Origin of the sequence: Flavobacterium sp. I-STPP5a, assembly GCF_009764685.1 — a bacterium.
Classification (GTDB): Bacteria; Bacteroidota; Bacteroidia; order Flavobacteriales; family Flavobacteriaceae; genus Flavobacterium.
The window spans coordinates 1-8012 of sequence record NZ_VHLM01000027.1 but is presented as its reverse complement, the minus strand read 5'-3'; the positions used below and the strand labels follow the sequence as shown (position 1 = coordinate 8012).

Below are 8012 nucleotides of genomic sequence, written 5' to 3'. Positions count from 1 at the left end.
AAAGATTTTTTCTCTTTTTCTATAAAACAAGACAAAGTAATCGCTTTTCTTTCAGATTTATTTTTGGAATACCAATACCCTGAAAGTGTTGTGATAAGAAGTGATAATGGAAGTCAATTTATTGCCAAAAGTGTTCGAGAATACCTTGGACTCATAGGAGTTCAGCAAGAATTTACACATGTAGCAACACCCGAAGAAAATGCGCATATTGAAGCCTATCATGGAATATTAAAAAAAGAAGTGTTCCAAAGAGTTGATTATAGAACTTTTGGAGAAATTGAGCTAATATTAAAAAGATATGTAATTTTCTATAATAATACTAGGCTACATGGCCTTTTAGGACGCATTACACCAATAGAGAAATGGAACCAGGACAAGCATCTAATTTTAATGAAAAAATTAACCGCATAAATAATAATCGAAATTTAGAATAATACTCTTGTTTTATAGGGGTCAAAACAGGTAGCAGTAAAGAGTTTAGAAATAAAAATATTGAGCCATTTTATAATGAAAAATTTAAAGAAGATGTTTTAGATTACTCTAATGTATTTATAAATGAACACTTTGAATTGCCGAAAACGGATGAAATAAGAAATCATAGTATCGAAAAAGATGAATTTGAGTTAGCATTTGAAGATGAGTTTGAAATTGATTACAATAATTTTAACGATGTCTTTTTTGCAAGTGTAGTAATAGCATTTGAAGAGGGTAACTCGATTGTTGAAAAAGACAAAAAAGATTTTATTTCTAAATTAAGTGAAAATCTTAATCTAGAATTCGATGAGGTTGAAAAAATCATTGATACTTTTTCAATAGTTGTAAATGTTAGTAGCCAAATTAATTATTTTGATTTAGAGAATAATGAAAATTATCCTTGGAGATTTAACAGAAAAAAGTCGTTATTACAAAAGCCTTTTATAATTAGAAAAACTGAAAAAGAAGAAAAAGTTTATTATGGTTCAAGAGCATTGTATGATTCATTTGCACATTTGTATAGTATAATTTTGTCAGGTCGATTTAATTCTAAAAAGGCAAAAATGAATTCATTTTTGTCAACAATAAATAGAAAGAAAGGTGAAGAATTTAATAATGACTTATTTGAATTAATTAGATCAAGTTTAAATTGCTTAATCATAGAAAAGGAAGTTACTATTGGACCAAAGAAGTCGGACATTTTGCCGAATGATGTGGATTTAGGAGATTTTGATATATTAATGGTATACAAAGATTTAAATAAAATTATTTGTATCGAAAGTAAGAATACAAATTTTGCAAGGACACCTTATGAAATGAATCGTGAAATAAATAATTTCATTACAAAGAGTAATAGAGGTTGGATTCAAAAAGTTGAAAAGAGAGAAAAATGGCTTAATGAAAATAGAAATTCAATACAAACAATTAATGATAACATTGACTTTTCTTCTTTTGAAATTGAATATATATTTGTAACTAAAGAAGCAATACCTTTAAGTTATATAAAAGATATAAACTATAGATTTTTAACAATTTATGATTTTAAAAATAATTCTTTAAAAAGTTTATTAAGTTAGTTTCGTTAAAAAAAAACTCAACCAGTGACCATCCAAAACCTCCGCACCTTAAACGGCATCCTCTTCGCAGTAATTTCATGAAGTAAATCTTTTTGGCTAAACACGCCAAGCTCAGATAAGTATATCAAAGGCATGTATTTTTGCCGCTAAATGAGTTTTACAAAAAATTATAGGAAGTAGGTGGTGAAACAAAAGACAATTTATAAATTAAAAAGTTACATAGAATTTAAAACAATGATGCAAAAAGAACAAAGAGTCGAAATTATTGATATGCTTAGAGGTTGGGCACTTTTAATAGTGGTTATTTCAAATTATTTATATTATGCTTACAGCCCAGAATGGACAATACATGGTGAGGGAATTATAGCAACAGTAATAAATGGAGTAGAATCCATACTTTTTTCAGCTAAAGGATGGACTTTGCTTTTTACTCTTTTTGGTTTTGGTTTTGGAGTCATATATGCTAAAAAGCAGCAACAAACTTATTTTTTTCTGGTACGCCGCATGCTGGTTTTATTTGTATTCGCCTTTATAAACAGTCTGTTTTATGATGGTGATATTTACGGGATTATGCTTTTTTAGGCTTGCTGATTTTGTTTTTTATTCATTTCTCTGCTAAAACATTATTGTATATGGCTGGTGTGCTATTTTTATTTGCGCCTTTACTAGCGGCATACATAAATACGGTTGATACGGCATATGTTACAACGTTGACTACTGGTATTGCGCCTTTACGATTTAGCACCCAATTGCTAGAGGTTTTTAAATACAATATTTTGAACTCAATTTATACTGAAGTTCTTAATATGGTCTATTCTGTAACAGCGCATTATATCATGTTTACGTGTATGATACTGGGATTGGCGATACAAAAGAGTAAGTTCTTGGAAACTTTATTTGAAAGGAAAAATCAAATAAAAAAATCCTTATTTTTAGTAGTAAGTCTCACTATCGTTTTATGGGGAGTTTTTATACTTTCTAATATGTATAAATTACCTTATTTACAGTATTTCTCATTTCATTATTGGATTGTTTTAACAACGATGCTTTCAACGAGTTTGTTAATTATATTGCTTTATATAAATCAAAAATTTAAAAAAATATTTAAAGCATTTTCATGGGTTGGCAGAATGACTTTTACGAATTACCTAACTCAAAATTTAATTGCTTTTTTCGTATTTCAAGGAGTGGGTTTAGGATTGTTTCATCATATGCCTTTCTATTTTTACTTTTTGTTTGCCATCACTATTTATGTACTTCAAATCGGATTTAGCTATTGGTGGTTAAAAAATCATGTTTACGGACCTTTAGAATGGCTTTGGAGACAATTAAGTGATACAAAAAAATAATGTTCCTAAATATATTTCAAACTATTCAATGACCATTAAAGACTTAAAATCTCAAGATCTAATTCTTTTCGAAGTTATTTTAGATACAAAAATTAATGTATCGTAAATCAAAAATGGGAATGACTATTAGCTAGAATTTGGGGGCGTAATTAAACGATCCGAATGAAATTTAGGTTGTGTTACATATTACAGATCGATTAGTACGATAAAATGGTCAGATAATAGCGTTTTCACCAGGCGCTATGGTAAAACACTACAACTCACTTTGCCATTGCGTAATTATAGCATTTGCTGCGGGTGTGTTTAGTTTTTTAAGTTCTTCTATAACTTGTAGTTTTTGAGCTTGGCTCATCACGGGTTCCGGTTTTATAAATTCTTCTGCTGTGGCATGAGCAAAAAACAAAGCATCGGTCCAATTGTTTCGAATGCCATCAATTACTAAATGAATTCTGTCTTGAGTACCTTTATTCGCTACGGAGTGAGTAAAATTAGCATCAATATACCAGCATTCTCCTGCATTCATGTGCAGGCGTTCGTTGTCTAAAATAAACTCAACTAACGGATTTGTAACAATAGGAATGTGCATTCTAAAACAGCCGTCTTCATAGCCCAAACAATGATCTTGATGCGGTTTTATAACTGCACCCGCACTTAGGTTTAATAATCTGACTGTAGTTTTTTTAAATAAAAGCGAATCTATAACGTGAGTAAAATAGGGACATAGTGCTAAAATAGGAGTAGGGAGTAGTTCGCTTTCAGTTTGGTCAAAGGCATAAATAGCATCTGATTTTCCATTGGCAGACAGTAAGGCAATTGATGTCCAGGAACCGTCATAATCATTCTTGTTATAATGCTGCACCCAACTGTTGTCTAGTATTTTTTGTATATCGTTTTGTAATTTACTGACATCAAAGGAAAGTTCGAATTTTATATGTCGTATTAATGCTTTCATATTTTAATCTCTTACCCATTTTACCATCGTGGGAAACGGTTTTTTATTTTCTCTCTCCGCTTGCTCTTTGGTCAAACAAAGGCCAGTCCATTCTAAAAGAGGTAATCCTATATGATTTTGATTGCTATAATTCTCAATTAGCCAAGACGCTTGGTTTTTATACCCTTTAGGGTGAAAAACAAACTCTGCCGGTAAATTTAAATGAATAAGTGCCGCATAAGACCATAACATAGCAATGATTTCTTCTCCATCAGTAGGCCAGTTGCTAGCCATTTTGGGAGTACCTATGTTGTTTCGGTCTTCGCTGCTAGTTACTGCCAGATGGCCTGCTTCGTGTAATATATCGCCAGGATACAATAACTTGTTGAAATCTATTTGAACACAATTGGCACCCAAAGCCAAACCGGGTAAAAAAGTGGTATCGTCTAATTCTTTCTCCACCACAGGAATGCCAATTGTATCTAAAAAATGGAGTACTTTAATTACTTCGGGTGTGTTTTTTAAATTTGCCATTTGTAGTATTACTGTTCAAGTACTAAATGTAGTAAAAAAAATCAAAAAATGCTTGATTCGTTTTTAGGAAGCAGTATTATAGTTGTATAAAAATGGATTAAAACAAAAAAAGGCGAACCTTAACGGATCGCCTTTTTAGTTCAAAAAGTTACTTACAACGGGTGTATATCTAAAAATGGGATATATGCTTGTAAATAGGCTTTAATTGTGACCACGGTGGGATTTGAACCCACACGCCCTTACGAGCACCACCCCCTCAAGATGGCAAGTCTACCGTTTCTCCACGTGGCCTAAAAAAATAAAAGGCCAAGTAATAAATTACTCGACCTTTTGTGACCCGACTGGGGCTCGAACCCAGGACCCCATCATTAAAAGTGATGTGCTCTACCAACTGAGCTATCGAGTCAATGCTTTCAAGAAAATTATGTGTTGATCACTAAAATTGTGACCCGACTGGGGCTCGAACCCAGGACCCCATCATTAAAAGTGATGTGCTCTACCAACTGAGCTATCGAGTCATATTCTTTACTTGAATGCGGGTGCAAATATAAGAACTAATTTCGGATAATTGCAAACTTTTTTATTATAAATTTGTCTTTTTTAAACAAAAAAACTCAACTCCTTAATTTGTAAGGTTTTATTAAGATGAAAAAAATCATATTATTAGGTTATATGGGCTGTGGAAAGTCCACTATTGCAAATACATTGTCAAAAAGTATTCAAGTCCCTTTCGTAGATTTGGATGAAATGATCGAAAAAAAGCTCAATTTATCTATAAATGCTATTTTTGAAAAGCATGGAGAAATCTATTTTCGCAAAATAGAACACGAAGTTTTTGCCGATTTGATGCAATCAACAGAAGAAATGATCATCGGTTTGGGCGGAGGAACGCCTTGTTATGCCAATAATCATGAATTTTTTAAAGGAGAAAACGTTTTTTCGATCTATTTAAAAGCTTCGATCGAGACTTTATTTCAACGATTGCATCAAAATAAAAGCAAAAGACCGCTTGTTGCGAGTAAAAACGAAGAGGAGATGAGAGAATTTATAGCAAAACATTTGTTCGATAGAAGCTTTTATTATAATCAAGCACAATATAAAGTAGTGGTTGATGAAAAATCTATCGAACAAACGGTTGCCGAAATTATTGCTTTGTTAACTTAAGTAGGCATAATTGTCTCCGTTCTCGTCAAACACAACTTGTACATGCTCAAAAAGTGAGGTAGAGAGTGAAATTCCTTTGAAATCGGCTTTTACAGGGTACTTCTTGTGATTTCTATCCACTAAGACTGCTGTTTTAAATTTTTTCAGTGGTACGTCTATAAAGTGTTTCACAGCATATATTAAAGTGGTGCCTGAATTTAATACATCATCAACAAGGATTAAACCTTTATTGGTGTACTGTTCTTGGGTTATCGAGGTACGAATAGGAGACTGTGGATCTTGTTTGTTGATATGTACCTCGCACAGCGTAACCGTGAGTGGCGAAATAGTTTCTAGAACTACTGCTATTTTTTTGGCAAAAGTAAAACCGTTGCTTGCAATTCCAGCAATGACAATTTCTTGTTCATCTACAAAGGTTTCGTAGATTTGATAGGCAATTCGTTTTATTTTGTGTTCAATTTCCTGATTGGTCAAGATAATATTTTTGCTCATTATTTTAAAATTTGGTTTTCCTTCCCCAGCCCTCCCAAAAAGGGAGGGAGCCTAGGCTGGTAAATGTTATTTTATATTTTACTTAATTTTACTTGTTACTTATTTTGCATTTAAATTTTACGGTCAGGTATTAGTTTTACAAAAGTTAGCTAATGTTTTATGGTATTACTTAATGCTAATCTCCCTCATCTTCATCGGTGATGATTTCGTTACCAAATTCATCAATATCACGACGGTCTTTTTTAGTAGGTCTTCCGGTTCCGTTTTTTCGGTAATGCTCTTTCGATAATTTCAAAAGTTCAAGGTGTTGGTAAGCTTCGGCAGGAGTATCGTTTCGGCGGTACATGTCTACCAATTTTGCACCTACGCGGTTTTCGGGCACGTCAAGTACCGTAATAATTTGCGTGATTTGATCTTTTCTAAAGGTTATTTTATCAGTAGGGAAAACTTCCTTTGAAGGTTTGGCTACTTGCCCGTTAACGGTTACGTGATTCTTTTTGCAGGCTTCGGTAACCATGTTTCTGGTTTTGTAATACCGGACACACCATAAATATTTATCTATTCTCATAAAATTTCTAAAATCGGAGTTAAATAGTTTACAAAAATCAATCAATATTGTATCTTGCGCACTTAAAAATTAGCAATAATGAACAAATTTAAGTATTATTTTTTTCTATTAATTACAACTGTGTCTTTATTTTCTTGTTCCAAAGATGAAGTTGTCACTCTTAGCCCACCAAGAGAATTTGCAGCTCAGCATGATACTGATGTTGCGGATATTGAAGAGTATTTAAAAACATATTATATAGAGGATACAAACCCTGATGTGGTTACCAAAATATCAAAAATTCCTACTGGTGGTAATCAGCCATCTATTTGGTCTTATTATAACAGTTCTACTTTTCCTAAATTACTAAGAAGAAATGTACTTAGAAATGGTGTTACATATAAATTGTATTATGTTGTTTTAAGAGCGGGAACAGGAGTTTCACCTACTAATACTGATGCTGTTTTAACTGCCTATAAAGGAGAGTATTTATCTCGAACTAAAGTAGCCGAAGTAAATACACTTGGGGCGACTTTATTTGATGAATCAAGTAATCCGCAAACGTTTTTTAATTTATCAGTAGGAATAATTACAGGTTGGGGTCAGCTATTTCCTGAGTTTAGAACAGGGAGCTACGCATCAAATGCTGATGGTACTGTTTCGTACAGTGATTTTGGAGCTGGGGTCTTATTTATTCCTTCAGGACTAGGATACTATGCTACAGGGAAAGATGTTATTCCGCCATACGCTCCGTTAGTTTTTAGTATCAAATTGTTTGCAATTAATAGAATGGATTCTGATAACGATGGGATTGCAGATTATCTTGAGGATTTAGATGGTGATGGATATATGACTAATTATAGTAATACTACAACATATCCAATACCTCCTGCAGATGCTATACGTTATGCAGATGATACGGATAAGGATGGTATACCAAATTTTCAAGATACAGATGACGATGGGGATGGAGTAAGCACACGAACAGAAATTACAGTTAACGGCAAGCTAATTCCATTTGCTGACATACCAAGCTGTGATGGTAATACAACCAATCCGGCAAGAATAAAAAGACATTTAGTTAAATGTAACTAGAAAATAAAAGACATAAAAAAAACCAGATTGCCACAGCAGAGGGCACTGAAAAAGTCTTTTTTCGAATAAATTGATAAATAAAAGGAGTAGAAAGCTTAGTATTTCTACTCCTTTTTTGGTATATTTAGCTGTAATTATAAGAGCTTTTAGATGTTAGTACAACAGCAATCAATACAGTTCAGTGAACATTCTTCTTTATATGATTTAATTATTCCAAAGAATAACATTCTGAGGAAAATCAATGATTTAATAGATTTTTCCTTCATTTATGATGAATTATTAAATAAGTACTGCACCAATAATGGACGTATGGCAGAAAGCCCCGTTCGTATGTTCAAGTATTTGCTTCT

Annotated in this window: 10 protein-coding genes, 3 tRNA genes and 1 pseudogene; 7 read left to right on the top strand and 7 right to left on the bottom strand. The window is 32.6% G+C overall.

Features of this window, described 5'->3' with window-relative positions; all coding sequences use genetic code 11:
* The 4 genes from FJV36_RS06365 to FJV36_RS06350 form a co-directional block, all read left to right on the top strand.
* On the top strand, positions 1-411 hold a 411-nt coding region (locus tag FJV36_RS06365), incomplete at its 5' end, for an integrase core domain-containing protein (protein WP_158980918.1).
* A 158-nt stretch (positions 412-569) separates the two neighbouring features.
* The gene (locus FJV36_RS06360; protein ID WP_158729150.1) at positions 570-1550 is read left to right on the top strand and encodes a hypothetical protein; all 981 of its coding nucleotides are present in this window, start codon (positions 570-572) and stop codon (positions 1548-1550) included.
* A gap of 234 nt (positions 1551-1784) precedes the next feature.
* Positions 1785-2132: a hypothetical protein gene (locus FJV36_RS06355; protein WP_158729149.1), complete on the top strand. Its 348-nt coding sequence runs from the start codon at positions 1785-1787 to the stop codon at positions 2130-2132.
* 50 nt (positions 2133-2182) lie between these two features.
* On the top strand, positions 2183-2899 hold the full coding sequence (locus tag FJV36_RS06350) for a DUF418 domain-containing protein (RefSeq protein WP_158729148.1): 717 nt from the start codon (positions 2183-2185) through the stop codon (positions 2897-2899).
* Between the two features lie 253 nt (positions 2900-3152).
* Here the strand turns inward: FJV36_RS06350 and FJV36_RS06345 are convergent, their stop codons facing one another.
* From FJV36_RS06345 to FJV36_RS06325, 5 genes are all read right to left on the bottom strand, one after another.
* Positions 3153-3851: an aspartyl/asparaginyl beta-hydroxylase domain-containing protein gene (locus FJV36_RS06345; RefSeq protein WP_158729147.1), complete on the bottom strand. Its 699-nt coding sequence runs from the start codon at positions 3849-3851 to the stop codon at positions 3153-3155.
* 3 nt (positions 3852-3854) lie between these two features.
* Positions 3855-4364, bottom strand: a complete 510-nt coding sequence (locus FJV36_RS06340; protein WP_158729146.1) for a hypothetical protein — start codon at positions 4362-4364, stop codon at positions 3855-3857.
* A 208-nt stretch (positions 4365-4572) separates the two neighbouring features.
* Positions 4573-4655, bottom strand: a tRNA-Leu gene (locus FJV36_RS06335).
* A gap of 42 nt (positions 4656-4697) precedes the next feature.
* A tRNA-Lys gene (locus tag FJV36_RS06330) sits at positions 4698-4770 on the bottom strand.
* Between the two features lie 39 nt (positions 4771-4809).
* Positions 4810-4882: transfer RNA gene (locus FJV36_RS06325), tRNA-Lys, on the bottom strand.
* A 127-nt stretch (positions 4883-5009) separates the two neighbouring features.
* Between FJV36_RS06325 and FJV36_RS06320 the strand changes: the two genes are divergently transcribed.
* On the top strand, positions 5010-5528 hold the full coding sequence (locus FJV36_RS06320) for a shikimate kinase (protein ID WP_158729145.1): 519 nt from the start codon (positions 5010-5012) through the stop codon (positions 5526-5528).
* Here the strand turns inward: FJV36_RS06320 and FJV36_RS06315 are convergent.
* Together FJV36_RS06315 and FJV36_RS06310 are read right to left on the bottom strand one after the other, a co-directional pair.
* Positions 5520-6020, bottom strand: a complete 501-nt coding sequence (locus FJV36_RS06315) for a phosphoribosyltransferase family protein (protein ID WP_158729144.1) — start codon at positions 6018-6020, stop codon at positions 5520-5522. The two genes, FJV36_RS06320 and FJV36_RS06315, sit on opposite strands and share 9 nt — an antisense overlap.
* A 175-nt stretch (positions 6021-6195) precedes the next feature.
* A complete protein-coding gene (locus FJV36_RS06310) occupies positions 6196-6588 on the bottom strand; it encodes an RNA-binding S4 domain-containing protein (protein ID WP_158729143.1) in 393 nt (130 codons plus the stop codon).
* Between the two features lie 78 nt (positions 6589-6666).
* Between FJV36_RS06310 and FJV36_RS06305 the strand changes: the two genes are divergently transcribed.
* The gene (locus tag FJV36_RS06305) at positions 6667-7662 is read left to right on the top strand and encodes an FKBP-type peptidyl-prolyl cis-trans isomerase (protein ID WP_158729142.1); all 996 of its coding nucleotides are present in this window, start codon (positions 6667-6669) and stop codon (positions 7660-7662) included.
* A 150-nt stretch (positions 7663-7812) separates the two neighbouring features.
* Positions 7813-8012: pseudogene (locus FJV36_RS06300) on the top strand (IS5/IS1182 family transposase); the annotation flags it as partial.

What these genes read in the sequence shown, in the direction of transcription:
- FJV36_RS06315 (WP_158729144.1), bottom strand. Translation starts at nt 6,020, where the DNA reads ATGAGCAAAAATATTATCTTGACCAATCAGGAAATTGAACACAAAATA.
- FJV36_RS06350 (WP_158729148.1), top strand. Translation starts at nt 2,183, where the DNA reads ATGGCTGGTGTGCTATTTTTATTTGCGCCTTTACTAGCGGCATACATA.
- FJV36_RS06345 (WP_158729147.1), bottom strand. Translation starts at nt 3,851, where the DNA reads ATGAAAGCATTAATACGACATATAAAATTCGAACTTTCCTTTGATGTC.
- FJV36_RS06355 (WP_158729149.1), top strand. Translation starts at nt 1,785, where the DNA reads ATGATGCAAAAAGAACAAAGAGTCGAAATTATTGATATGCTTAGAGGT.
- FJV36_RS06310 (WP_158729143.1), bottom strand. Translation starts at nt 6,588, where the DNA reads ATGAGAATAGATAAATATTTATGGTGTGTCCGGTATTACAAAACCAGA.
- FJV36_RS06340 (WP_158729146.1), bottom strand. Translation starts at nt 4,364, where the DNA reads ATGGCAAATTTAAAAAACACACCCGAAGTAATTAAAGTACTCCATTTT.
- FJV36_RS06320 (WP_158729145.1), top strand. Translation starts at nt 5,010, where the DNA reads ATGAAAAAAATCATATTATTAGGTTATATGGGCTGTGGAAAGTCCACT.
- FJV36_RS06305 (WP_158729142.1), top strand. Translation starts at nt 6,667, where the DNA reads ATGAACAAATTTAAGTATTATTTTTTTCTATTAATTACAACTGTGTCT.